A 21,430-nucleotide genomic window follows, 5' to 3' on the forward strand; every position below is an offset into this window, starting at 1 on the left:
CGGGTACTCCGCACCGCGACCGCGAACGCTTTTCCTCAAACCCCGGTCAAATCCACGCGCACGTACGCCACTTGCCGCGCCTCAGGCGGAGCCGCCGAAGGCCCCGGGGTGGATCTGGTCCCGGGTGGCCCCGTACTGCTGCCGCACCGACCGCCCGACCGCCAGCTCCTCACCGGGCTCCAGCACCTGCGCGGAGGCACCCTGCCAGGCCGGGGGAGTACGCGGGTCCAGCGTCCCCTGCGAGACCCCGAGGGCCCATGCCGCCTGCCGGGCGGCACCCAGCGCCGCGTACTCGGCGGGCTGCGGCACGACCACCTGCGTACCGAACACCGCGGGCGCCAGCGCCCGCACGGCGGGCAGCTCGGCGGCGGCCCCCAGCAGGAACACCCGGCGCACCTCGACCCCGCGGCCGCGCAGCACGTCCAGCGCGTCGGCCAGCGAGCACAGCATCCCCTCGAACGCCGCCCGCGCCAGATGCTCCGGCTTCATCGACTCGCGCCGCAGCCCGCTCAGCGTCCCGGCGGTGTGCGGCAGCCGGGGGGTGCGCTCACCCTCCAGATACGGCAGGAGTACGAGCCCGGAGGCGCCCGGCGTCGACTTCAGCGCCAGCGCCGACAGCTCGTCGAGCCCCTCGACGCCCAGCATCTCGGCGGTACCGCGCAGGGCCCGCACCGCGTTGGAGGTGTGGACGACCGGCAGATGCATCCCGGTGGCGTCGGCGAACGACGTGATCATCCCGGTCGGGTCGGCCAGGGCCTCGTGGTGCACGGCCATCACGGAACCGGAGGCCCCCAGCGACACCACGGCGTCGCCGACCGCGACCCCGAGCCCGAAGGCGGCGGCCATCGTCTCGCCCGTACCCGCGGAGATCAGCAGCCCCTCGGGCGTGGTCCCGGCGGACTCCGACGGACCGAGGACCTCGGGCAGCGAGGCCTGGTGGCCGAGTGCGAGCTCGACCAGATCGGGACGGTAGGAGGCGGAGCCCGCCGACCAGTACCCCGTGCCGGAGGCGGCGCCGCGGTCGGTCGTGCGGCGGGCGGGGCGGCCCAGCAGCTGCCACACTAGCCAGTCGTGCGGCTGCATGACGGCGGCGACGCGCTGGGCGTTCTCCGGCTCGGTCCGTGCGAGCCAGCGCAGCTTCGCCACCGGCTGCGCGGCCTGCGGCACGGCACCGACCGCCTCGGCCCAGGGCTGGCGGCCACCGAGCCCGTCGATCAGATCGGCCGCGGCGACCTGCGCCCGCCGGTCGTTGCCGAGCAGCGCGGGACGCACGAGATTGCCCTGGTGGTCCAGGGGGACGAGACCGTGCTGCTGGGCGGAGACGCCGATGGCCTGCACGCCTTCGAGCAGCCCGCCGGAGGCCGCCTCGCCGAGCGAGAGCAGCCATACCTGCGGATCGACCTCGGTGGCCTTCGCCTCGACGGGGTGTGCGGCATACCCCTGCCGCAGCACCGCGCCCGTGTCCGTGTCACAGACGACGATGTGAGTGAAGGCGGAAGAACTGTCCAAGCCGGCGACTATGCCCATACCCAAGATTCTGCCGCACCGGCGGAGGTTTCCCGCACCGGACGTCCGGCGCGGGCCCCGCAGCCGGGTGCGGGGCCCGCGCCTCAGGCCCTAGGTATTGGTCGTGCCCCAGTCGTCACCGCCGTTGTGCGCGCTGCGTTCCCGCAACGAGCGCACCCGGTCGGCCACCGAGGCGGGGACCCGGTCGCCGACGGTGTCGCCGACCTTCTCGCTCACCGAGTGGTACGCCTTGCCGGCGAATTCCCGGCCGCCCTGGGCCGCCGACTCGGCGGCGTTCCGGACGGCGGGATTCTGGGCCAGCTGCTGCGCGGACCTCTTCAGTTGCTCGTACCGCTCGCGCCCGGCCCGCGTGCCGAGCACGTAACCGAGGGCCAGTCCGGCGATGAATGTGAGCCGGTACCGCATGGCTGCCACCCTTCCTTCGCTCCGTGCGACGTGTGCTTGCCCGCCTACCCGTGGACACCCGAGATCACCCCGGGCGGAACCGATTGGCGGAGCACCCCCCTGCTTGCGCTAATGTATGTGTCGCAGCGAACGCGCGCCGCCCGGCAGCCGCCAGGTAGGTACGATTCGAGGCAACGCCACCATCCCCTGTAGCTCAATTGGCAGAGCAGCCGGCTGTTAACCGGCAGGTTACTGGTTCGAGTCCAGTCGGGGGAGCGCGATCCTCTGTAGCTCAATTGGCAGAGCAGCCGGCTGTTAACCGGCAGGTTACTGGTTCGAGTCCAGTCGGAGGAGCAAACCGGAAGAGGACCCCTCGGGGTCCTTTTTCGTGTGCCCGGCCCGTCCGCCCACACCTCTCGGGCGGACCCCCGCGGTGACTCTTTCGTGGGGACTTCGCGGCGGCCGGAACCGGGCATGCAGCAGCGCAGTCCTCATGGTCATGCGAAGCGGGGCATCCGAAGCGAGAGATCGTATGACCGGCTATGCTGCGGCAGACGGCGCGCACACGTGTACGCGCCACGCCGAAACGGGGCGGTAGCTCAGCCGGTTAGAGCAGCGGACTCATAATCCGTCGGCCGTGGGTTCGAGTCCCACCCGCCCCACCAGTAGGCAGGTTGGCAGAAACGTTCCGACCTGCAATCAAGCGCCCCAAGCTGGTTTAGACCAGCAGGGGCGCTTCGCCGTTTTAGGGCTTCTGCGTGAGCGGTGCGTGAGCGGCTGTGTCAGTAGACACCGAACGACGGGCGCGGGGAACCACCGACTCGGCTTTCCGCGCTACTTCCTGATCGACCTGGGGCAGCAGGCTCGTGTACGTGTCACCAGCCAGCTGGATCGTCCCGTGCCGAAGCGTTTCCTTGATCGCGTGGAGATCCCCGCCCCCGGCATGGATCAGTGTCGCTGCCACGTGGCGCAGGTCCCGTTACCGGTGTCCGTCCACGGCAGACGGCGCTCCTCGCACTCGGCCCGCTCCGCACCCTGCGGGCGTCGACGGCCAGTCCGTGGTCGGCCCGCCCGGACCACAGGGCGAAGCCGGACCACCAGGCCCTGCAGGCAAGGACGGTACGGACGGCCGCGACGGAACGAACGGCCAGGACGGCCAAAACTGCCCGGATGGCTATTCGCTGCAGCCGCCGCCGGGGGACCCGGACGGGCTGATGTGCCGCCGCGACGGTGCGCCCGCACAGCCCGACCCTGACCCGTCACCAGGCCCGCTCGCGCTCGACCCGACCCGACGGCAGTACCCATGACTTCGCCCCCTGTTCCGGCTACGGCCGAGCAGGGGGCGCTTTCGTGCGTCCGGGGTCAGGCTTTCGTCTCTCCGAGTGCTGCTCGCAGCCAGTCCAGGGAGCCCTGCCTGAGAAGCTCGTCCGCGAGGCGCTGGCCGGTCTCGGTGACCAGGCGGGCGCGGCTGTTATCGATCCACCTCTGGGCGTTCTCGTAGCCCTGCGCCTTGTACTCGATGCCTTGCAACATGCACTCAAGCTTGTCCGCGTCGCGGGCACAGATCGCCTCGGGCGATTCCTTGGCCTCGTACTCGGCGACCAAGTCCCGGATGGTGGATCGCAGGACCTCGGGCATGTCCGCTGTCTGATCGGCGGTGACTTCCTGCGCGTCGCCTGCGGGCGCGTACTTCTTCCCCAGGTAGTTCACGTCCCCGGTGCGGGTCTCCTGGGTGTCGTGCCACACGGCGAGGAACGCGGCCTGCGCTGGGTCGGCGCCCTCCAGCTTGGCGATGATCGACGCAATCAACGAGGTGCGCCACGAGTGCTCGGCCACGCTCTCCGGATCGCTGACCCCCGCCATCCACCAGCCGGTTCGGCGCGTGTTCTTGAGCGTGCCGGCCTCGTACAAGAAGCGCCCTACTGCGGACAGGTCGTCAGCCACGCCCGTCTCCTCTCACGCCTCCGTGAGGCGGATTGCGTACCGGATGCCTTCCAGTTCTCGGCGCGCACGCGCCGACAACTCCCGGCTATCCAACATCACGGGGAGGGCCTGGCGTAGGTCGCGCCCGGCCGGCATGCCTGGGCGCAGCAGGTTGGGGCGGGCGGCGACCAGCGTCCACAGGGTGTGGACGTTGAGGTCGAAGAACCCATGGCGGGGGGTCAGGCCGCGCACGAGGTGGCGCATGAGCTTGTCGCCTGGCCAAGGGCCGGGGTTCGGGCTCGCGATGAAGTCGTCGGTCAGCTGGATGTGAGGTGCTTCGCCGATCCAGTAGGCCCAGTAGTTCAGGTTGGCGGCTTCGCCCGCGTCGTCGTCGGCGAGAGTCGTGGTGATGAAGTGCCCCATCCGGTCCTGATCGCCCTGCCGGGCGGCGACGGCCGCGACTGAGCGGGAGTTGAGCCAGCCCGTCAGCCAGCCGTCGGGCCGTTCGGTCCGCTGCTGTTGGGCCAGCCATTCGGAGGTGTCGGGTGCGTCGTCGTATCCGGCTAGGTAGAGGGCTTGGCGGCGCAGGAGGAAGCGTTCCCTGCCGCGTGCCTGCTCGGCGGACTGGCGCATGCGGGAGAAGAAGCGCTTGCGGTCGTCGGCCGGGAGCTCTGGCCCGCGCGGGACGGGTCCGCGTCGCGGTCGCGGCGGGTCGGGCAGGGTTCTCAGCGGGGTGGGGGTTACGCCGTTGAGCGGCCAGGAGAGGACCTCGACCAGGTCGCGTTGCATGACCCATGCGCCGATCGGGCTGTCGTCGGCGGGAGCGTCTTCGTCGAGGGCGCTGGCCAGGAGTACGTCCGCTTCCATGGCCCGTTCCAGGGCTAAGAGGAGGGAGGGCGCGCTGCCCAACTGCAGGAGCTGGTGGCGGTACATGAGCATCTGCCCGACCGGCACAGCGGTCAGGGGGCGGCGCCCTGATTCCCACCCGGCCACTGTGTCGGCCGAGACTCGGAACCGTTCAGCGAGGGTGTCCTGGGTGTGGCCCAGCTGCTCACGGATCAGGCGGAAAACGTAGCCGGAAACTATGCCGCCGCGACCGCGCGGCGCCGTTCCCTGGCCGCCGGTCAGGGTGGTGAGTGAGCCGGTGTCCATGGTGTCCCCCTTGCCTGTCGACCGCGGCCGGGCACCCGTACCCGCGGTCAGTTCAAGCGGCGGCCCCTGCTCCCTACCGTCGTAGGCACAGTGATTGCCGGGCAACACAGGGTAGTGGAAGGGGCGTCGTCGTGACGATGACGATCAAGGTGTATGAGGTCGACCGGTACGGCGGGACGCGGATCGTGCGCCCGGAGGCCGAGGTCGTCCCGCTGGATACCGCGGAGCCGAGCTCCGCGTTCCCGGCCTGCCAGTGCGACCAGTGCCGGCCCCAGCAGTCATGACGGCACCCGCCCCGCAGCGCAGCGCGTACAAGTCTCCGGAGTGCAGGACAGGGGCGGAAGGCTCGTGGATCGAGGGGCACAAGTTCTGCCCCGGCAATCAGCAGATCGAAGCGGCTGGGGTCGTGACGGAGCGCCTGCGCTGCGCGTGCCCCTGCCACATCCACTAACTCCCGCTCCAGCTGCCACGCCCCTGGACAGGTCGACAGCTGGAACGGGTCAGCAAGTCCGTCGCACCATCAACGTGCAGGAGGAATTGCGCCGATGAGCACAGTAGTTCAGACCCAGACCCAGACCCAGGCGCGGACCCGTGATCCGCAGACCATCCTCAACAACGTGCAGCCGCACATCCGCCACCTCACCATCAACGTGACCGACGGCGGCACCATCTGGGAGCGCGAAATCGCACTCCTGCTCCGCGACAACGTCATGGTCCGCAACATGGCCGAGCGCATTCTCGCGAACGCCGTGATGTACACGATCACCGCGATGGAGCACCCGAACGTACACCTCGGCGTCGGCAAGATCGTGGACATCGGCGTGCACCAGCTCATCCTCGACACGCCCGTGTACTTCGCGCTGTGCGACGCCTACAACGGCGGCCAGTACAAGCACCACGCCCCGTTCATCGAGCGCCGCAGCGACGGCCTGTGCCTGAGGACCGCAGACTTCCTGCGGTCCAACGGCTTCGACATCGACGACGAACTGTGGGCCATCGACGGCGCGAACTGCTCGCCGTGCGACAGCAAGGTCCCCGACAGTCACTGACCACCCCTAGGCTGCCCCTGCCCTCTTCCCCCGAGGAGGGCAGGGGCTTCGCCTGTTCCCGTCCACGAAGGGAGTGCCGTGCCCGCACGACACGACATCGCAGCCGAGACCGAACTCTGGGACACCTACGCAGGCAGTGCCTTCAAGGAGGACATGCAGCCGGTGTTCAACTGGACCCAGTACGCCGGGCATGGCCCGGGGGCCGAGCTGCTCGGCGAGCCTCAGTCTGTGCTGGAGATCGGGTGCGGAACCGGCCGCGCCCTGGCATACCTCGCTCAGCGCGGCGTCAAGGCGACCGGGGTGGACCTGTCGTCGGCGATGGTGAAGAAGACGACGGAGAGGTGGGGGCCGTCCGGCGTGGAGTTCGTGTGTGCCGAGGTCCTCGATCATCTGCGCAGCGACGAGGAGACGTATGACGCGATCTACTCGATCTTTGGTGCGGTCTGGTTCACGGACCCGGTCAAGCTGTTCCCGCTCCTCGCCGAGCGGCTGAAGCCCGGCGGGGTACTGGTGTTCTCGCATCCGCCTGCCATTCCCGGCGCCTACGGTCCGCAGGGCATGTACAAGGGCGGCTTTGCCGGGAAGGCGATGTTCACTTACCGCTACAGCTACACGCCCCGCCGGTGGACCGGGCTCCTCGAGCGGCACGGATTCCGTGACGTTGAAGCCGCCATCATCGACGCTCCCGAGCCCGGGCACATCGGGACACTGCTGATCCGTGCCCGGACATAGACGTCGGGCGCGGACAAGGAGAGCCCCGATCTCATGTGCGGTCGGGGCTACGTCATGTCCTCTTCATCCCCGCCCAGCTGCTTGCGGGCCATTATGATCACGCGCTTCTGATGCGTGACAAAGTCAAGTACCGCCTGCTCGTCCTCGTCCGTAAACAGGGCGTGTATGAGGTCACCATTCGCTTCTGCCCCGCGGCGACGAAGGACGTCGGCCAGCAGCTGGTGAATCTGTTCTGCGAGCCACCAAAGCTTCTCCGCCTCGTCCGCGAACCTGGACGGGCCGCTGAGCGCTACGTTCACGTAGACCCCGTACATGCCGTCAATGGTCTCGCCGCACCTGTGCCAGGTTGTCTCACGCTCGTCTTCCGAAGTGTTCATGGGCATGTCTGAGACTTCGCCAATGGCTACAAGGACCTGGCGGCTTTGCTCCAAGAAGGCGGCGTATGCCGTGCGGCGGTGAGTCAAGCGCTCGCTGCGCCGAGTCTCAGCGCGGTCTCGACGCTTCTCGCTAGCCTCCTGTCGCCCCTTCGCCAACCCCAGTAGCCCAGCCAAGCCAGCGCCAGCCGGCACGCCGAGTCCGGTAATTACGTTCCCCCACAACGGTGACATTGGGCCAGCTAACAACCGTAGGAATCGAGAGGGTGAGCGAACCTCTGGAGTGCTGACTTGGCTCGGGGATCCGCCACCATTGCCGTGCACGGCGGGGTAGGAGACAATGGGATCTGTGCAGGTCAGGCCATCCGTAGCCCACAGGGTTTGCGTGAGCGGTGCGTGAGCGGAGGTCCCGCAGGGTCCCAGAATTACGGGAGTCTGCCAGCGTGAAGGGCCCGCAACACCCCTGATAACCAGGGCTTTTGGAGTCAACCAGAGTGGGCCAGGCTTCAACCTGGCGACTCATAATCCGTCGGCCGTGGGTTCGAGTCCCACCCGCCCCACCCTCGCTGTTCCCAGCAGAATCGTTTCGAGCTGAGGGAATCAGCATGCCCCCGAGGGCGCGCGTTTCGAACGCGGCGCACCGGGGGCTCGCTCGTATCCGGGCCGCTTCCCTACCCGTCCGGCGGCGCGGCAGAGGTGAGGGTCGATCATCTGTTCCTGCGGCCCGCGTGCTCGTCGCGTGCGCGGGCGCCGCGGTTCCGCCCCCACGACGTACGGGACCCCGGCCGCAGGGGAAGCGGCCGGGGTCCCGTACGAGGTGGCGTCCGCCGGTCAGCTCGCGTCGCGCAGTGCGGGCATCTCGCCCTCGGTGGTGGTGACGTCGATGACCGAGAACGCCGCTCCCTGCGGATCGGACAGTGCCGCGAACCGCCCGAAGGGGCTGCTCATCGGCCCGAACCGCAGCACCGCGCCGCGCTCCGTCGCCTTCGCCACCGCCGCGTCGCAGTCCTCGACGGTGAAGTACACGTTGACGTACGCGGGCACCTCGGGCGGGAAGTCGTCCGTCATCTTCATCCGCCCGAGCACGGTGTCCTGGCCCAGGTTGTAGACGGCGAAGTCGATCGCGTCGTCCTCCATCTCCCTCACCTTGTACGGGAAGAGGCGGGGGAAGAAGGCGTCCGACTTCTCCGGGTCACGGGTGAAGACCTCGGCCCAGCAGAACGCGCCGGGCACGGCCTGTGCCTCGAACCCCTTGTGCGTGTCCGGCTGCCAGATCCCGAACACCGTGCCGCCCGGGTCGGCGGCCAGCACCATCGTGCCGAAGTCGCCGACCCGCATCGGCTCCATCAGGACCTGGCCGCCGCTGTCGCGGACCTTGCCCGCGGTGGCGGAGGCGTCGGAGGTCGCGAGGTAGAGGCACCACGCGGCCGGGGCGTCCTGGCCGGGCATGGGGGGCGAGACGGCTGCCACCGCCTTCCCGTTCGCGTACGCCTGGGTGTAGTTACCGAACTCCGGCGACGACTCGCCGAAGGACCAGCCCAGCACGTCCCCGTAGAAGCTCTTGGCCGCTTCGATGTCGGGGAACGTGGCATCCGCCCAGATCGGCGCGCCCTCAGGTGTTTCGGCCATGACACTGTTCTCTCTTCGCTCGGCGATGGGACCGGTTTGTCACGCTAACCAACCATTCGTCACCATGCGCGTCGGAACGTCAGCGACCCAGCGACCGTTTCATGATCTTTCCCAGGTCGTTGCGGGGCAGGGTGTCCAGGTAGCGGACCACGCGCGGGCGCTTGTGCGGGGCCAGCAGGCCGGCGACATGGCCGGCCAGTTCCTCGGCCGGGGGCGGTGAGCCGGGGTCGGCCGGCACCACCCAGGCGACGATCCGCTCGCCCAGGTCCGGGTCGGGCTCGCCGGTGACGGCGGCCTCGCGGACACCCGGGTGGTCGAGCAGGGCGTTCTCGATCTCGCCCGCGCCGATCTTGTAACCCCCGCTCTTGATCAGATCGGTGGCCTTGCGGCCGACGATCCGCACATAGCCGTCGGCGTCGACCGTGGCCATGTCGCCCGTACGGAACCAGCCGTCCTCCGTGAGGGCGGCGGCCGTCGCGTCGGGCCGGTTGAGATAGCCGGTGAAGAGGTTCGGTCCGCGCACCTGGATCTCGCCGATGGCGGCCGGGTCGTCGAGCACCGTGCCGTCCTCCTCGACCAGCCGGAGCCCGACGCCGCGCAGGGGCGGGCCGACCGTACCCGGGCGCGCCTCCCCGTCGGCCCGTACGCCCGTGTTCATCAGGGTCTCCGTCATGCCGTACCGCTCGATGACCCGGCGGCCGGTCGCCGCCGCGATCCGCTCGTGGTCGTGGACCGGCAGCGCCGCCGAGCCGGAGACCAGCAGCCGCGCGCCCGCGAGCGCCTTGGTGAGCCCGGGGGAGCCGGCCGGATCACCGAGGGCCTCGGCCAGCCGGTGGTACATCGTCGGCACACCGAAGAGCATCGTGCCCCCGGACAGCAGCTCCCCGGTCACACCCTCGACGGAGAAGCGGCCGAGGTGGCGCACCGAACCGCCCCGGCGCAGCGGGCCGAGCACGCCCAGGATCAGACCGTGCACATGGAACAGCGGCAGGGCGTGGACGAGGACGTCCTCGCCCGTCCACCGCCAGGCGTCCTCCAGCGCGTCCAGCGAGGTGGCGATCGCGCGGCGGGGCAGGATCGCGCCCTTCGGAGGACCCGTGGTGCCGGAGGTGTAGACGATCAGGGCGGGGGCCTCGGGGGAGGGCTCGGGGAAGGAGGCGTCGTCCGGGGGAGCGGCGCCCGTGTCGGTGTCCACCCGTTCGAGCCCCGCCAGCGCGGCCGGGAGCACGTCGGCGGGCCCGGCGAGCACCACCGAGGGCGCGCTGTCGGCGACGATGTGCGCCAGCTCGCGTTCGCCGGTCCTCGGGTTGAGCGGCACGGCCGGCACTCCCGCGCGCAGCGCCGCCGCCACCGCGACGACGGTCTGCGCCGTCGGCGTGGCCCAGACGGCGACCCGCCCCGCACCCGCGATACGGGCCGCGAGCGCGTCCGAGGCGGCGGCCAGCTGTGCGTACGTCAGGGAGTGCGCGCCGAACCGGACGGCTTCCCGGGAAGCCGTGGGGCCGGACAGGTCCTGGAGTGCAGGCAGAAGAGGCGTCACCCGGCGAAGCCTAGGGCCTGCCGGTGCAGGGGCGGCCCGTCAGCCGTCGCGCTGGATGGTCCGCATCCGGCCGTACGCGTACACGCAGCCGGCCAGCGCCAGATCGGACAGCAGCATGAAGCCGATCGAGTACGAGTCCTTGGCGCTGTAGATCGCGCCCATCACCAGCGGCGGTACGAAGCCGCCGAGACCGCCCATCGCGCCGACGATGCCCGTCACGCTGCCCACCTTGGGCTGCGGTGTCACCTGCGAGACCAGCGCGAAGACGCTGCCGCTCGCGGTGCCGAGACCGGCCGCCATGCAGAGCAGCGCGATCGTGCCGCCCGGCACCAGCGGCGGGTCGAACGCCTGGACGATCGCCATCAACGCGGCGGCCAGCAGCGCCACCGAGGTGACCAGCGCCGGGTGGACGCGGTCGGACAGCCAGCCGCCGATCGGCCGGAAGATGACCGTGACCAGGGCGAACCCGGCGGCACGCGTGCCCGCGTCGGTCGGTGAGAGCTCGTACCAGGTCTTCAGGTACGTCGGCAGATAGACCCCGAACGCGACGATGCCGCCGAAGCCGATCGCGTACAGGGCGGACAGTTCCCAGGTCACCCGCAGCTTCCCGGCCTCGCCCAGGCGGTGGGACAGGGTGTCGGACGGGATCGTCCGGCCGGGGCGGTCGGTGATCAGTACGGCCGAGAGGAGCGCGTAGACGACGAGGGCCCCTCCGACCACCAGGAACGGAAGACTGTCGCCGTGGTCGGCGATCCGGGGCGTGAAGTAGCCGGACAGCGCCACACCGCCCATGCCCATACCGAAGATCCCGAGGGCGAAGCCCCGCTTGGCCGGTTCGAACCACGAGTTGACCAGCGGGACACCGATGGCGAACGTGGTGCCGCCGAGCCCCAGCAGAAAGCCGACCGCGAGCATCGCGACGTAGGAGTTCCTCGCCGGGATCAGCAGGAGCACCGGGACGACCGTGAGCGCGGAGACCAGCGGGAACATCAGGCGGGCGCCGTACTTGTCGGTGAGCGCGCCCACCGGGATACGTCCCAGCGAACCGACGAGCACCGGGACGGCGACCAGGAAGGACTGCTCGAAGGAGCTGAGCCCCAGCCTGTCCTTGTAGTCCCCCGACATCGGGGCGATGAGGTTCCAGGCCCAGAAGGTGAGCGCGAAGCCCACCGTGGCCACCACGAGGTTGCGGTACGGGGCAGCGGACGCCTGCGCTGCGGGGACGGGCGGCTGCTTCACGGCGGTATCCACGGCACAAGTCAAGGCCTCGGGCCCGGCGCGGGCCCGTCGGGATGCGCCATGCGGGGCAGAGGCCACCCGTGGACCGGGGACGGGGCGGGGCCGCCCACGGGCCCGGGTTCCGGGCTCCATACCGTCGCTTTTCCGCCCATGCTGCGACAATCGCAGTATGGACAGGCTCGACAGAGAAATCCTCTCCGTCCTCCAGGAGGATGCGCGGATCTCGTACCGAGACCTGGGCGTACGCGTGGGACTCAGCGCCAACGCCGCGGGCGACCGGGTACGCCGCATGCGCCGCGACGGAGTGATCCGCGGATTCACCGTCATCGTCGATCCGGCCGCCGACACCCGCTCCGGCCTGGTCGTCTTCATCGATGTGTCCCTGCGCCTCGACACGACGAACGAGGAGTTCGAGCGCTCGGTGCTGATGCTCCCGGGCATCACGGAAGTGGTGCACGTGACGGGCGGCCACGACTACCTCGTCCGTGCGACGGCGGCGGACCCGGGCGCCCTGGACACGCTGCTGCGGCGGCTGAAACGGGAGGCGGGCGTCGCCCACTCCACCACCCGGATCGCCCTCAGAGCGGCGCCTGCCAGGTGACGGTCTGCGACCGCGTGCCGTCCTCCTCGCGCCCGTCGTCCGCGACCACCAGACGCACCGCCGCACCCGTGGGCGTACGCACCGTCGCGTCCACCTCGACCTCGATCGCACAGACCCCGGACCGCCGGTGCGCGGCGGCAAGGGCGCCGCGCAGCGTGGCGAGGAGGTCCGTGCTCGCGGGCTCCCCGACGAGTGCGTCGACGGCGCCCGTGAAGTGCACGGACGGCTGGAAGCCGAGCACGGCCGCCGCGCCCCCCGTCTCGCGCAGGACCCGGCCCCGGAAGGTGGTGGGTGCCTCGGCGGGCGGCTGCTGAAGGGCGAAGATCGTGGTCCGGACCTCCTGGATGGTGGAGTCCAGCTCGTCGACGGCCCTGCCGAGGAGGTCGTCGGTTTCCGGGGAGGCGGCCCGGCGGCGGGTCGACTCCAGCATCATCTCGGTCGCGAACAGCCGCTGGACCACCAGATCGTGCAGATCGCGGGCGATCCGGTCGCGGTCCTCGTAGACCGCGAGCTGTTCCCTGTGGTGCTGGGAGTCCGCGAGGACCAGAGCCAGGGCGGCGTGCGAGGCGAACCGCGAGGCGAGCATCCGCTCCACGGCCGAATACGGGGGCTCGCCCCGGCCCCGGGGCAGGGCCAGGGTGCCGATCAGCCGGCCCCCGCTCTGGAGCGGCAGCATCATGCTGGGGCCGAACCGGGACCGTACCGGCGTCGTCATCCGGGGGTCGGACGCCGAGTCGTCGATGAAGACGGGTTCGCCTCCCAGGAGCTGGGCGAGGACGGGGGAGCCCGGCTCGATGACCGTACCGACGATGCCGGCCGGGTCGCCGGGGGTGGACGCCGTGACGATCTCCATCCCGCCCTCCGCGGTCGCCTGGAGGATCACCCCGGCCGAGGCCCCGGCCAGCACCCTGGCCTGTTCCGCGACGGTCATCAGGGCGTCCGTGGCATCGGTGCGGGTCAGCAGGGCGGTGGTCACGGCGGCGGAGCCCTCGATCCAGCGCTCCCGCCGGCGTGCCGTCTCGTAGAGGCGGGCGTTGCCGAGCGCGATGCCCGCCTGGGAGGCGAGGACCCGCAGCAGCGCCGCATCCGTGTCGTCGAAGCGCCCGGTGCGCTTGTCCGCGAGGTAGAGGTTGCCGAACACCTCGTCGTGCACCCGGATCGCGACCCCGAGGAACGAGCGCATCGCGGGGTGCCCCGGCGGCACGCCGCAGGCGCGCGGATCGGTGCTCACGTCGTCGCAGAACAGCGGTCGCGGGTCGTCGGCGAGGAGACCGATGACACCGCGGTGGCCGTCAGGAAGCCGGCCGATGCGCCGCCGTTCCGCGTCGGTGAGACCGGCCGTGTACAGCTCGGTGATGCGGTCGCGCGCGGGGTCGATGACACCGAGGGCCCCGTAGCGCGCCTCGGTCAGCGCGGTGGCGGTGTCCACGATCTGCTGGAGCGTGGCGCGCTGGTCGAGCTCGGACCCGACGCTGAGCACCGCCTCCAGCAGTTCGGGCAGCCGGGGCGGTGCGGCACGCCGCACACCCGCCGCCTCGTCGTCCCGCCCGGGGTTTCGCTTCGTGACCTGCTCCGTGTCGTGCGCCGGGTCCTGGGGTGAATCCTGGGGTGGGTCCTGCTCCGTGCCCTGTGCCGTGCATTCCCGGGGCATGCGCTCCCCCTTCGGGGCCGCCGGCTGTCAGCCGGCGAGCGGGTCGAGGACCATCGGCTGGATCTTGCCTTCCAGCATGGCACCGAGGCCGAGCACCGAGCACACGTCCGGCCGCTCGGCGATCTGCACCGGCATGCCCGTCGCGTCGCGCAGCATCTGGTCGAGGCCGGGCAGCAGCGCGCTGCCGCCGACCATCATGATGCCGCGGTCCGCGAGGTCGGCCACCAGATCGGGCGGGCAGTCGCGCAGCACCTTGCCGAGCCCGTCCAGCACGGCGGTGAGCGGGGTGTGGATGGCCTGCCGGACGGCGGCGGTGTCGACCTGCACCGAGCGGGCCAGGCCGGTGGCCACGTCGCGGCCGTGGATCTCGGTCAGGGCGGGGCCCTTGGGCGTCAGGCCGTTGCCGCTGAGCGCCAGTTGCAGGGGGCGCACGGACTGGCTGGGAAGCATCAGCTCGTGGTGCTGGCGCAGGTGCTGGATGATCGCGTGGTCGATCGCGTTGCCCCCGACCGGAATCCGTACGGCGGTCACGATCGACCCGAGCGAGAGCACGGCGATCTGGGTGGTGGCCGCCCCGCACACCATGATCATGGTGGCGGTCGGCTGCTCCACGGGCAGGCCGCAGCCGACGGCCGCGGCGATCAGGGTGTCGACCAGTTCGACCCGCCGTGCACCGAGCCCGACGAGGGTCTCGACGGCGGCGCGCTGGGCGAGCGGATCACTGTCGTGCGGAGTGCAGGCGGCGGCGCGCAGCCGGGGCTTGCGGCGCAACTGGCGGCGCAGCTTCTCGCCGAGCAGATGGCGCAGCATGCGCTGGGCCATCTCGATGTCGACGACGGTTCCGCCGGAGACCGGGCGGGCCACCCGGATGTAGGCGGGCGTCCGGCCGGTCATCTGTTCGGCGAGCGCGCCGACGGCGATGAGCGAGCCGGTACGGGTGTTCACGGCGGCGACACTCGGCTCGTCGACGACGAGCCCCAGCCCCTTGACGTACACACGGGTCCTCGCGGCCCCGAGATCGACGGCGATGTGGCAACGGCGCAACTGCTCAAGACTGACGGTCACGGCAGGTTCTCCCGAGAACGCTGGGACGGGGCACCGGCGGCAGCCGGTTCTCCTTGCATCGTCGTCCCCGGGGAGGCGTCGCGCGCGCTGGGATGAGCCGTAGGGGGGTATCGAGCTGACGGTGTGACAGATCAGCCGGGCAGCAGCCGCTGGAACAGTCCCCAGGTGAACTCCGCGACGTAAGGCCGCCCGCTGCCGGGCTCTGTGATCGCCAGCGCCCACCGGGTCGGCGCGCTGCCCTCCATCGGCCTGGCCGGCGCGAAGGCCCTGGCCACCTCGTCCACGGTGCACGACCAGGGGCGCAGGTCATCGACGGTCCGCAGCTCGGGTCCGGCCGCCCCGGGCGCGCGGACCAGCCACTCGTTCCACACGGCTCCGCCGGGCGCGGCCATCACCTCGAACCGCAGAGCGGGCCAGAGCGGCACCGGCCAGAACAGCGCGTCGCATTCCAGGTCGCCGACCTTGCGGCGTACGGAGAGCTCGGGCTCCCCGAGTACGGAGCGGTAGCGGCGCAGCGTCCCCCGGCCCCGGGGCGCGCGCACCATGGCCTGCCAGCGGCGGTTGGCCTCCCGCATATCGGCGAGTGAGGCGCTCAGTTCGTGGCGGGCGTCCTCGACCAGCTCCGGCTGGTGATCGGCCATCCGGCGCAGCAGGACGAGCTGGAATTCGAGCGGCCCGAACGGGGCGGGAGCGGTCATGACGCCCATCCTCCCGCGTGTGCCGCTTATCGGAGCGGTGTCACGCGTATCGGACTCCCACGCCGTGGACGGGCGGCTTCCACACACGATCCTCACCTGAGCGGCTTCCTCCGTTGATCCGCGCGCGTCTACTCTGCGGGCGCCATGGATTACTGCCACCCGTGCCGACGACACCTCAACGGCGCTCTGGCGTGCGCCGGGTGCGGAACCCCCGCCGAGGCGCTCGGCCCCTACGCCACCCCCGCGTACTCCGGCCACGAACCGGAGCCGCAGGGTGATTCCCGTGAGCCCTCGGTGGCCCCGGGGCGCCGCCGCCGTGCGGCGGAGCCCGTACGCGGCCGGAGCGCCGGGCGCGGCACCGGGAAGCGCGGGGGGCGGGCCAGGAGCGAGGGGCGCGGCCACCGGCGACGCGGCCGTACGGCGCTGATCGCGGCGCTGGGGGTCGTGCTCGCGGTCGGGGCGCTGGGCGTGACCCGGCTGGCCACCGCACCGGAGGGCGACAGCGGCGCCGCGGAGTACGTACGCGAGGCCACCGCGCCGGTCGAACCCGCCCCCGAGCTCTCGGCCGGCGTCACCCCCGACCACCCCGGACCGGTGGAGAGCCTTTCCGCGCGCCCCACGACCCCCGCCGGCACCACGGGGAGCGGCACGGCGAAGCCCTCCGGCACGGCGGAGCCCACCGAGAAGCCCGGCAGCTTCACCGCGTCGGCCACCCCCTCGCCCTCCGGCTCCGCCTCCACGACCGCGGCGCCCGCCCCCGACGACAGCGACGCCCCGGCCGACCCGTCCGACCCCGCGAGCGAGCCCGCCCCGCCCGCCCCCCAGGAGCCCTCGCCCTCGCCCCCGGCCCCGGATCCGGAGCCGACCGAGACGTGCGACTGGTTCCTGTGGTGGTGCACCTGACGGGCGGGTGAACCCCTCCGGTCACGGCACTAGGAGCCCGTGTCCGCGCCCAGCATGCGGCGCAACAGATCCCGCAGCACGGTCCGTTCCTCGTCCGACAGCTCGGCGAGCGGCTCACGGGCGAAGCCGAGGGCCTCGCGCAACTGGCGCGCGGTTCCGGTGCCCTCCTCGGTGGGGGCGGCCAGCTTCACCCGCCGGTCGGAGGGGTCGGGCCGGCGCTCGACGAGGCCCCGCGCCTCCAGCCGGTCGACTATGCCGGTGATGTTCGACGGCTCGCACCGCAGCTTCCGGGCGACCTTCCGCATGGGCATGGGTTCCAGGGAGAGCAGTCCGAGCACCCGGGCCTGCGCGCCGGTGAGCGAGTGTGCGGCGGCTGCCCGCTCGTACTCCTCGTAGTAGCGCGCCACTACGGTGCCGATCAGCTCGACCACTTCGAGGGTCACGGGGTCTGTGCGCGGGGTGGCCATGACACACAGGATACCCACTTGCTTGACAAGGTGAAATATTCAGGAGCATGGTTGTTTCACATCATGAAGCATTTTCTGCTTCCCCCGGAAGGCACCTAGGAGACCCGGCCCATGTCTGCAGCACTTCCCACCTCCAGCCGCGAATGGCACCTCGTCGCCCGCCCGAGCGGCTGGCCCGTGGCCGAGGACTTCGCGCTGCGTGAGGCTCCCGTCACCGCCCCGGCCGAGGGCCGCGTCCTCGTCCGCAATCTGCACTTCTCGGTCGACCCCTACATGCGCGGACGCATGAACGACGTGAAGTCGTACACCCCGCCCTTCAAGCTCGACCAGCCCATGGAGGGCGGCGCGGTCGGCGAGGTCATCGCCTCCAACGCCGAGGGATTCGCCGTGGGCGACCACGTCCTGCACGGCCTGGGCTGGCGGGAGTACGCCGACGTCCCCGCCAAGCACGCGGTGAAGGTCGACGCCTCGCTCGCCCCGCTCTCCGCCTACCTCGGCGTGCTCGGCATGACCGGACTCACCGCCTACGCGGGCCTGTTCGAGGTCGCCTCCTTCAAGGAGGGCGACACGGTCTTCGTCTCCGGCGCTGCCGGTGCCGTCGGCAGCCAGGTCGGCCAGCTGGCGAAGATCAAGGGCGCCGCGCGGGTCATCGGCTCTGCGGGCTCCGACGACAAGGTCAAGCTCCTCGTCGAGGAGTACGGCTTCGACGCCGCCTTCAACTACAAGAACGGCCCCGTCGCCCAGCAGCTGCGCGAAGCCGCCCCGGACGGGATCGACGTCTACTTCGACAACGTCGGCGGCGAGCACCTGGAGGCGGCGCTCTCCTCGTTCAACGTGCACGGCCGCGCCACCATCTGCGGAATGATCGCCCAGTACAACGCCACCGAGCCCACCCCCGCCCCCCGTAACCTCGCGCTGGTCATCGGCAAGCGGCTGCGCCTGCAGGGCATGCTGGTGGGCGACCACGCCGCGCTCCAGCCGCAGTTCGTGCGGGACGTCGCCGGCTGGCTGGCCTCCGGTGAGCTGAAGTACCGCGAGACGACCGTCGAGGGCATCGAGAACGGCTTCGAGGCGTTCCTCGGGCTGATGCGCGGCGAGAACACCGGCAAGATGATCGTCTCGCTGGTCTGACCGCCATCCGGCCGCTCCGGGCCACCCGTTAGGCTCTCCGGCAGGCCGTCGCGATCGTGGGCGCGAGTCGCGGCGCATCAGCAGGAGGAATCCTCGGCATGACCATTCAGCAGATAGACGTCGCCTACACCGCGGTCGCCACCGCGGAGAACGGCCGCGACGGCCGTGTCTCCACCGACGACGGCAAGCTCGACGTCGTCGTCAACCCGCCGAAGGAGATGGGCGGCAGCGGAGCGGGTACCAACCCGGAGCAGCTCTTCGCGGCGGGCTACAGCGCCTGCTTCCAGGGCGCCCTCGGTGTGGTCGCCCGCCAGGAGAAGGCGGACATCTCCGGCTCGACCGTGACCGCTACGGTCGGCATCGGCAAGACGGAGGCGGGCGGCTTCGGCCTGGAGGTCGCGATCACCGCGACCATCCCGAACGTCGACAGGGCCACGGCCCAGTCGCTGATCGAGAAGGCCCACCAGGTCTGCCCGTACTCGAGCGCGACCCGCGGCAACATCAGGGTCGAGCTCTCGGCCGCCTGACCCGCACCACGCGCGAAGGGCCGCACCCTGGAACGGGGTGCGGCCCTCCGTGCGTTACGCGCCGGCCTTGCGCTTGTTCCAGACGTCGAAGCCGACCGCGGCGAGCAGCACGAGCCCCTTGATGACCTGCTGGTAGTCGGTTCCGATACCGACCAGCGACATCCCGTTGTTGAGGACGCCGAGGACCAGGCCGCCGATCACGGCCCCCATCACCGTGCCGACACCGCCGCTCATCGAGGCGCCGCCGATGAAGGCCGCCGCGATCGCCTCCAGTTCGAAGTTGAGGCCCGCCTGCGGGGTGCCCGCGTTCAGCCGGGCCGCGTAGACGCAGCCGGCGAGCGCCGCGAGGACGCCCATGTTGACGAAGACGAGGAAGGTGACCTTCTTGTCCTTGACCCCCGAGAGCATCGCCGCGGCCTTGTTGCCGCCGAGCGCGTACACATGACGGCCGACGACCGCGTTGCGCATGACGTACCCGAGGCCGAGCAGCAGCGCGCACATGATCAGCATGACCACGGGCACCCCGTGGAAGCTCGCGAGCGTCAGCGTGAAGGCGACGACCGCGGCGGTCATCGCCACGCACTTCGCCGCCCACAGGCCGGCCGGCAGCACCTCCAGCTCGTACGCCAACTGGCGCTTGCGGTCCCGCCATTCGCGAAGCAGCAGGAAGGCGATCGTGGCCAGGCCGATGAGGAGTGTGGGGTTGTGGTACTGCGTGTACGGACCCATCTCCGGGATGAAGCCCTTGGCGATCTTCTGGAAGCCCTCGGGGAACGGCGACAGGGACTGGCCCCCGAGCACGATCTGCGTCAGGCCGCGGAAGAGCAGCATGCCGGCCAGTGTCACGATGAACGAGGGGATGCCGAGGTACGCGATGAAGTAGCCCTGCCACGCGCCGGCGGCCGCGCCGATCAGCAGCGAGAGGACGAGCGCGAGGACCCAGGGCATGTCGTGTTTGACCATCATCACCGCCGACATGGCGCCGACGAAGGCCACCAGCGAGCCGACGGACAGATCGATGTGACCGGAGATGATCACGATCATCATCCCGATCGCCAGGATGAGGATGTAGCCGTTCTGCTGGATCAGGTTGGAGACGTTGTTCGGCAGCAGCAGCGTGCCGTCGGTCCATATCTGGAACAGCACGACGATGAAGACGAGGGCGATGAGCATGCCGTACTGGCGCATGTTCGTCCGCACGCTCCGTGCGAGCACCTGAAGGGCGGGCTGCGTCACGGACGGCGGGGTGGCGTCCTTGGGCGGGGTGGCGGTGGTCATGGCGGCCTCAGCTTCTGTTCTCTGACGTCTGGCGCGTCATCCGGCGCATCAGGGCTTCCTGGGTGGCGTTGGCCCGGTCGATCTCACCGGTCAGCCGGCCTTCGGCCATCGTGTAGATCCGGTCGCACATGCCGAGGAGTTCGGGCAGCTCCGAGGAGATGAAGAGCACCGCCTTGCCGTCGGCCGCGAGCCTGTCGATGACGCTGTAGATCTCGAACTTCGCCCCGACGTCGATCCCTCGGGTCGGCTCGTCGAGGATCAGTACCTCGGGGTCGGCGTGGACCCACTTGCTCAGTACGACCTTCTGCTGGTTGCCGCCGGAAAGCCGGCCCACCTGCTCGAAGACCGTGGGCGCCTTGATGTTCATCGAGGCGCGGTAGCGCTCGGAGACCCGGCGCTCGTGGTGCTCGTCGACGATGCCGCGCCTGGCCATGCCGGGCAGCGAGGCGAGCGACACGTTGCGGTTGATGTTGTCGATGAGGTTCAGGCCGTACGTCTTGCGGTCCTCGGTGACGTACGCGATGCCCGCCGCGACCGCCTCCGGCACGGTCTTCGTACGGACCGCCCGGCCGTTGACCTCCACGTCCCCGGCGACGTAACTCCCGTACGACCGGCCGAACACCGACATGGCCAGCTCGGTACGGCCCGCGCCCATCAGGCCCGCGATCCCGACGATCTCGCCCCGGCGCACGGTCAGCGAGACGTCGTCGACGACCTTGCGCTGGTGGTCGACGGGATGCCGGACGGTCCAGCCGCTCACCTTCAGCGCCGTGGCGTGCTCGCCCTCGTACCTCGTCCGCTCGGGGAAGCGGTGATCGAGGTCGCGGCCGACCATGCCGCGGATGATCCGGTCCTCCGACAGCTCCGGCTCCGCCTCCGCGGTGTCCCGTACCGTCAGCGTCTCGATGGTCCGCCCGTCGCGCAGGATCGTCACCGAGTCGGCGATCTCCCGGATCTCGGTCAGTTTGTGGGAGATGATGATGCTCGCGATGCCCTGCCCGCGCAGCCCCCGCAGGAGGGTGAGGAGCTTGGCGCTGTCCTCGTCGTTGAGCGCGGCGGTCGGCTCGTCCAGGATGAGCAGCTTCACCTCCTTCGACAGGGCCTTGGCGATCTCCACCAGCTGCTGCTTGCCGACGCCGATGTCCGAGATCGGGGTCTGCGGGTTCTCCGGCAGGCCCACCCGTCTGAGCAGGCGCGAGGCCTCCCGCAGCGTCCCGTTCCAGTCGATGAACCCGCGCCTGCCCCGCTGTTCGTTGCCGAGGAAGATGTTCTCGGCGATCGACAGATGGGGGACGAGCGCCAGCTCCTGGTGGATGATCACGATGCCGTGCCGCTCGCTGGCCCGGATGTCCTTGAACGCGACGGGCTCGCCCTCGAAGCGGATCTCGCCCTCGTAACTGCCGTGCGGATGGACTCCGCTGAGGACCTTCATCAGGGTGGACTTGCCCGCGCCGTTCTCCCCGCAGATCGCGTGGATCTCCCCGGCGCGGACGGTCAGATTCACCTCGGAGAGTGCCGTGACCCCGGGAAAGGTCTTGGTGATGGAGCGCATCTCCAGGG

At 70.6% G+C, this 21,430-nt stretch carries 21 protein-coding genes, 3 tRNA genes and 1 pseudogene; 10 read left to right on the forward strand and 15 right to left on the reverse strand.

What is annotated here, in order from left to right:
• Positions 1–81 precede the first annotated feature (81 nt).
• Together AC07FA_RS02505 and AC07FA_RS02510 are read right to left on the reverse strand one after the other, a co-directional pair.
• A complete protein-coding gene (locus AC07FA_RS02505) occupies positions 82–1,527 on the reverse strand; it encodes an FGGY family carbohydrate kinase (RefSeq protein WP_479072823.1) in 1,446 nt (481 codons plus the stop codon).
• Positions 1,528–1,617: 90 nt separating this feature from the next.
• Positions 1,618–1,932 carry a YtxH domain-containing protein gene (locus AC07FA_RS02510; protein WP_479073423.1) on the reverse strand — a complete coding sequence of 105 codons (315 nt, stop codon included), beginning with the start codon at positions 1,930–1,932 and terminating at the stop codon, positions 1,618–1,620.
• 182 nt (positions 1,933–2,114) lie between these two features.
• Here AC07FA_RS02510 and AC07FA_RS02515 point away from each other — a divergent pair.
• The 3 genes from AC07FA_RS02515 (at position 2,115) to AC07FA_RS02525 (ending at position 2,576) form a co-directional block, all read left to right on the forward strand.
• Positions 2,115–2,187, forward strand: a tRNA-Asn gene (locus AC07FA_RS02515).
• A gap of 5 nt (positions 2,188–2,192) precedes the next feature.
• Positions 2,193–2,265: transfer RNA gene (locus AC07FA_RS02520), tRNA-Asn, on the forward strand.
• 234 nt (positions 2,266–2,499) lie between these two features.
• A tRNA-Ile gene (locus tag AC07FA_RS02525) sits at positions 2,500–2,576 on the forward strand.
• 80 nt (positions 2,577–2,656) lie between these two features.
• On the opposite strand, the pseudogene AC07FA_RS02530 reads toward AC07FA_RS02525, so the two are convergent.
• From AC07FA_RS02530 to AC07FA_RS02540, 3 genes and pseudogenes are all read right to left on the reverse strand, one after another.
• Positions 2,657–2,890 (reverse strand): annotated as a pseudogene (locus AC07FA_RS02530) (site-specific integrase); the annotation flags it as partial.
• 383 nt (positions 2,891–3,273) lie between these two features.
• Entirely contained in the window at positions 3,274–3,855 is a 582-nt protein-coding gene (locus tag AC07FA_RS02535; RefSeq protein ID WP_479072824.1) for an HD domain-containing protein, read from the reverse strand.
• 12 nt (positions 3,856–3,867) lie between these two features.
• On the reverse strand, positions 3,868–4,986 hold the full coding sequence (locus AC07FA_RS02540; protein ID WP_479072825.1) for a helix-turn-helix domain-containing protein: 1,119 nt from the start codon (positions 4,984–4,986) through the stop codon (positions 3,868–3,870).
• A 131-nt stretch (positions 4,987–5,117) separates the two neighbouring features.
• Here AC07FA_RS02540 and AC07FA_RS02545 point away from each other — a divergent pair, with 131 nt between their 5' ends.
• The 3 genes from AC07FA_RS02545 to AC07FA_RS02555 all read left to right on the forward strand — a co-directional run bounded on the left by AC07FA_RS02545 (position 5,118) and on the right by AC07FA_RS02555 (position 6,767).
• On the forward strand, positions 5,118–5,270 hold the full coding sequence (locus tag AC07FA_RS02545) for a hypothetical protein (RefSeq protein WP_479073449.1): 153 nt from the start codon (positions 5,118–5,120) through the stop codon (positions 5,268–5,270).
• 261 nt (positions 5,271–5,531) lie between these two features.
• Positions 5,532–6,035: a hypothetical protein gene (locus tag AC07FA_RS02550; protein WP_479072826.1), complete on the forward strand. Its 504-nt coding sequence runs from the start codon at positions 5,532–5,534 to the stop codon at positions 6,033–6,035.
• A 78-nt stretch (positions 6,036–6,113) separates the two neighbouring features.
• Positions 6,114–6,767 (forward strand): class I SAM-dependent methyltransferase, encoded by a 654-nt coding sequence (locus AC07FA_RS02555; protein ID WP_479072827.1) that lies wholly within the window; start codon positions 6,114–6,116, stop codon positions 6,765–6,767.
• Between the two features lie 47 nt (positions 6,768–6,814).
• On the opposite strand, the gene AC07FA_RS02560 is transcribed toward AC07FA_RS02555, so the two are convergent.
• The 4 genes from AC07FA_RS02560 to AC07FA_RS02575 form a co-directional block, all read right to left on the reverse strand.
• Positions 6,815–7,144, reverse strand: a complete 330-nt coding sequence (locus AC07FA_RS02560) for a hypothetical protein (protein WP_479072828.1) — start codon at positions 7,142–7,144, stop codon at positions 6,815–6,817.
• A gap of 828 nt (positions 7,145–7,972) precedes the next feature.
• Positions 7,973–8,770: a VOC family protein gene (locus AC07FA_RS02565; protein ID WP_479072829.1), complete on the reverse strand. Its 798-nt coding sequence runs from the start codon at positions 8,768–8,770 to the stop codon at positions 7,973–7,975.
• 79 nt (positions 8,771–8,849) lie between these two features.
• Entirely contained in the window at positions 8,850–10,310 is a 1,461-nt protein-coding gene (locus AC07FA_RS02570) for an acyl-CoA synthetase (RefSeq protein ID WP_479072830.1), read from the reverse strand.
• 39 nt (positions 10,311–10,349) lie between these two features.
• A complete protein-coding gene (locus AC07FA_RS02575) occupies positions 10,350–11,561 on the reverse strand; it encodes a nitrate/nitrite transporter (RefSeq protein ID WP_479072831.1) in 1,212 nt (403 codons plus the stop codon).
• Between the two features lie 157 nt (positions 11,562–11,718).
• On the opposite strand from AC07FA_RS02575, the gene AC07FA_RS02580 reads away from it, so the two are divergent.
• Complete coding sequence (locus tag AC07FA_RS02580; protein ID WP_382733962.1) at positions 11,719–12,150, forward strand: Lrp/AsnC family transcriptional regulator; 432 nt, start codon at positions 11,719–11,721, stop codon at positions 12,148–12,150.
• Here AC07FA_RS02580 and AC07FA_RS02585 read toward each other — a convergent pair.
• The 3 genes from AC07FA_RS02585 to AC07FA_RS02595 form a co-directional block, all read right to left on the reverse strand.
• Positions 12,128–13,801, reverse strand: coding sequence for a GAF domain-containing sensor histidine kinase (locus AC07FA_RS02585; protein WP_479072832.1), 1,674 nt, complete (start codon positions 13,799–13,801; stop codon positions 12,128–12,130). The two genes, AC07FA_RS02580 and AC07FA_RS02585, sit on opposite strands and share 23 nt — an antisense overlap.
• Positions 13,802–13,828: 27 nt before the next feature.
• On the reverse strand, positions 13,829–14,866 hold the full coding sequence (locus AC07FA_RS02590) for a rod shape-determining protein (RefSeq protein WP_479072833.1): 1,038 nt from the start codon (positions 14,864–14,866) through the stop codon (positions 13,829–13,831).
• Between the two features lie 131 nt (positions 14,867–14,997).
• A complete protein-coding gene (locus tag AC07FA_RS02595; RefSeq protein WP_479072834.1) occupies positions 14,998–15,564 on the reverse strand; it encodes a hypothetical protein in 567 nt (188 codons plus the stop codon).
• A gap of 144 nt (positions 15,565–15,708) precedes the next feature.
• Here AC07FA_RS02595 and AC07FA_RS02600 point away from each other — a divergent pair, with 144 nt between their 5' ends.
• Entirely contained in the window at positions 15,709–16,467 is a 759-nt protein-coding gene (locus AC07FA_RS02600; RefSeq protein WP_479072835.1) for an SCO2400 family protein, read from the forward strand.
• Between the two features lie 29 nt (positions 16,468–16,496).
• On the opposite strand, the gene AC07FA_RS02605 is transcribed toward AC07FA_RS02600, so the two are convergent.
• Positions 16,497–16,934, reverse strand: coding sequence for a MarR family winged helix-turn-helix transcriptional regulator (locus AC07FA_RS02605; protein WP_479072836.1), 438 nt, complete (start codon positions 16,932–16,934; stop codon positions 16,497–16,499).
• Between the two features lie 111 nt (positions 16,935–17,045).
• On the opposite strand from AC07FA_RS02605, the gene AC07FA_RS02610 reads away from it, so the two are divergent.
• On the forward strand, positions 17,046–18,065 hold the full coding sequence (locus AC07FA_RS02610) for an NADP-dependent oxidoreductase (protein ID WP_479072837.1): 1,020 nt from the start codon (positions 17,046–17,048) through the stop codon (positions 18,063–18,065).
• A 98-nt stretch (positions 18,066–18,163) separates the two neighbouring features.
• Positions 18,164–18,592, forward strand: coding sequence for an organic hydroperoxide resistance protein (locus tag AC07FA_RS02615; RefSeq protein WP_479072838.1), 429 nt, complete (start codon positions 18,164–18,166; stop codon positions 18,590–18,592).
• 54 nt (positions 18,593–18,646) lie between these two features.
• Here the strand turns inward: AC07FA_RS02615 and mmsB are convergent, their stop codons facing one another.
• Both mmsB and mmsA read right to left on the reverse strand, forming a co-directional pair.
• Positions 18,647–19,870, reverse strand: coding sequence for a multiple monosaccharide ABC transporter permease (mmsB, locus tag AC07FA_RS02620; protein ID WP_479072839.1), 1,224 nt, complete (start codon positions 19,868–19,870; stop codon positions 18,647–18,649).
• Positions 19,871–19,877: 7 nt separating this feature from the next.
• Entirely contained in the window at positions 19,878–21,422 is a 1,545-nt protein-coding gene (gene mmsA / locus AC07FA_RS02625) for a multiple monosaccharide ABC transporter ATP-binding protein (RefSeq protein ID WP_479073424.1), read from the reverse strand.
• Between the last annotated feature and the right edge of the window lie 8 nt (positions 21,423–21,430).

The sequence above is a fragment of the Streptomyces sp. NPDC045968 genome, assembly GCF_056430475.1.

What these genes read in the sequence shown, in the direction of transcription:
- AC07FA_RS02505 (WP_479072823.1), bottom strand. Translation starts at nt 1,527, where the DNA reads ATGGGCATAGTCGCCGGCTTGGACAGTTCTTCCGCCTTCACTCACATC.
- AC07FA_RS02580 (WP_382733962.1), top strand. Translation starts at nt 11,719, where the DNA reads ATGGACAGGCTCGACAGAGAAATCCTCTCCGTCCTCCAGGAGGATGCG.
- mmsB (WP_479072839.1), bottom strand. Translation starts at nt 19,870, where the DNA reads ATGACCACCGCCACCCCGCCCAAGGACGCCACCCCGCCGTCCGTGACG.
- AC07FA_RS02610 (WP_479072837.1), top strand. Translation starts at nt 17,046, where the DNA reads ATGTCTGCAGCACTTCCCACCTCCAGCCGCGAATGGCACCTCGTCGCC.
- AC07FA_RS02615 (WP_479072838.1), top strand. Translation starts at nt 18,164, where the DNA reads ATGACCATTCAGCAGATAGACGTCGCCTACACCGCGGTCGCCACCGCG.
- AC07FA_RS02510 (WP_479073423.1), bottom strand. Translation starts at nt 1,932, where the DNA reads ATGCGGTACCGGCTCACATTCATCGCCGGACTGGCCCTCGGTTACGTG.
- AC07FA_RS02595 (WP_479072834.1), bottom strand. Translation starts at nt 15,564, where the DNA reads ATGACCGCTCCCGCCCCGTTCGGGCCGCTCGAATTCCAGCTCGTCCTG.
- AC07FA_RS02550 (WP_479072826.1), top strand. Translation starts at nt 5,532, where the DNA reads ATGAGCACAGTAGTTCAGACCCAGACCCAGACCCAGGCGCGGACCCGT.
- AC07FA_RS02565 (WP_479072829.1), bottom strand. Translation starts at nt 8,770, where the DNA reads ATGGCCGAAACACCTGAGGGCGCGCCGATCTGGGCGGATGCCACGTTC.
- AC07FA_RS02600 (WP_479072835.1), top strand. Translation starts at nt 15,709, where the DNA reads ATGGATTACTGCCACCCGTGCCGACGACACCTCAACGGCGCTCTGGCG.
- AC07FA_RS02585 (WP_479072832.1), bottom strand. Translation starts at nt 13,801, where the DNA reads ATGCCCCGGGAATGCACGGCACAGGGCACGGAGCAGGACCCACCCCAG.
- mmsA (WP_479073424.1), bottom strand. Translation starts at nt 21,422, where the DNA reads ATGCGCTCCATCACCAAGACCTTTCCCGGGGTCACGGCACTCTCCGAG.
- AC07FA_RS02540 (WP_479072825.1), bottom strand. Translation starts at nt 4,986, where the DNA reads ATGGACACCGGCTCACTCACCACCCTGACCGGCGGCCAGGGAACGGCG.
- AC07FA_RS02605 (WP_479072836.1), bottom strand. Translation starts at nt 16,934, where the DNA reads ATGGCCACCCCGCGCACAGACCCCGTGACCCTCGAAGTGGTCGAGCTG.
- AC07FA_RS02560 (WP_479072828.1), bottom strand. Translation starts at nt 7,144, where the DNA reads ATGAACACTTCGGAAGACGAGCGTGAGACAACCTGGCACAGGTGCGGC.